Raw genomic sequence first — 1,944 nt, forward strand, 5'->3', positions numbered from 1 at the left:
GCCCGGCCCCTGCCCGTACCCGGGTCTGGAACCCTTCACCGTCGACGACGCCGGTTTCTATCACGGCCGTGAGCGGCTGCTCGCGGACCTCCTCGACGCCTGCATCCGCGCCACCGCGTCCCCCTCCTCTCCGCTGATCGTCGTCGGGCCCTCGGGTTCCGGCAAGACATCCCTGCTGCGTGCCGGGCTGCTGCCCGCCCTGCGCCGCGCGGCCACCGAGGAGCTGCCCGGCACCGCGCACGCCCCCGCCATCCTGCTCACCCCCGGGGAGCGCCCGCTGCACACCCTGGCGGCCCGGATCAGCCCGGATCGGCCGCTGAGCGGCGAGGAGTTGACCGAGCGGCCCGAGGCCATCGCCCGGCTGATGGCGGGGACGAGAGCCCGGGACGCCGGACCCATCGGGCCGCTCCTGATCGTGGACCAGCTGGAGGAACTGTTCACCGCCTGCCCGTCCGCCCGCGAACGAGAAGCCTTCGTGCGCGCCCTGCGGGCCGCCGCCGAGGCAGGCGCACTCGTGGTACTCGCGCTGCGCTCGGACTTCTATCCGCACGCCCAGGCCCTGCCCGACCTCGCGGCGGTGCTGCGCGACCATCAGGTCCCGGCCGGACCGATGAGCCGTGAGGAGCTGCGCGCCGCGATCGAACGCCCCGCGGCGGAGGCCGGCCTCGTCCTGGAGGACGGACTGGCCGACCTGCTCCTCACCGAGTTGGGCGCCGTGGACCAAAGCGGCGGACCCACCGGCGTGCTGCCGCTGCTCTCCCACACCCTGTGGGCCACCTGGCGGCGACGCAGCGGCGGGCGGCTGACATTCGCCGGGTACCGGGCCGTCGGAGGCATCGGCAGCGCCATCGCCCGGACCGCCGAGGAGGTGTACGAGGAGCTGGACACGGCGGGCCGGGCCGCCGCCCGGCTGCTGCTCACGCGTCTGGTGCGCATCGACAGCGAGACCGCGGACACCGGCCGCGCGGCCGACCGCCGGGCTCTGCTGGAGGGGCTGCCCGACCCCGCCGCCGGAGCGGAAGCGCTGAGACGACTGGTGGACGCCCGGCTGGTGACCGTGGACGACCGGACCGTCCGGATCAGCCACGACGCGCTGCTGCGCGCCTGGCCCACGCTGCGCGACTGGATCGACGCCGACCGGGAATGGCTGCGGGCCCGGCGACCGATCGCCGCCGACGCCGACGAGTGGTGGGCCTCGGGACGCGAGCCGTCGCTGCTGTACCGGGGGGTGCGGCTGGCCGCTGCCCGGGAAAGCGCCGAGCGCGCCGGGCTGACCACGGTCACCGGACAGCCCGGCGCGGCCCCCGCCACCGACCCGGACCCCAGGCTGACCACGTTCCTGCGCCACTCCTGGCGCCATGAGCGGCGTCGGCGACGGACCCGCACGGCCGTCCTCTCCGTCCTCGTGGTGCTGGCGCTGCTGGTCGCCGCCGCCGGAGTCACGGCCGTCGTCTACCAGCGGGAAGCCGTCGCCGAGAGGGACGCCGCCGACGCCCACCGCGCCGAGGCCGTGGCCCGCCTCGTCGCCGCCGACGCCGCCCGGCTACGCGACTCCCGGCCCGGCCTGTCCCGACAACTCGGGCTGATCGCCTACCAGTTGGACCCCGAGGTGGGCTTCGGTCCGCTGCTGGCCGCGCACGAGACGCCCGGGACGTACCACCAGGCCGCGGTCGTGGCCGACCTGGACGTGACCGCGGACGGATCCATGCTCGCCATGAACGCCGACGGCGATGTCGTGCTGTGGAGCACTGCCGGGACCGGCGAGCTGGCGCGGCTGCCGGGCACCGGCCCGGGGCCCGTCGCCCTCAGCGGGAACGGACGTCTCCTCGCGGCCGTGGCCCCCACCGAACGCGAGGTCCCGGCCGGGGAACTGGCGACAGCGGGCACCGTACGGCTGTGGGACACCACCGACCCCACCTCCCCTGTCTCTTATACAACTCTGAA

Annotated in this window: 1 protein-coding gene; it reads left to right on the forward strand. The window is 75.5% G+C overall.

Going from position 1 to position 1,944, the window contains the following annotated elements; genetic code table 11:
• Positions 1–1,944: ATP-binding protein (locus FOE67_RS24195; RefSeq protein ID WP_228474231.1), on the forward strand; the 1,944-nt coding region annotated here is incomplete at both ends.

Origin of the sequence: Streptomyces calidiresistens (assembly GCF_014141525.1) — a bacterium.
In the GTDB taxonomy this organism is placed as follows: Bacteria; Actinomycetota; Actinomycetes; order Streptomycetales; family Streptomycetaceae; genus Streptomyces; species Streptomyces calidiresistens.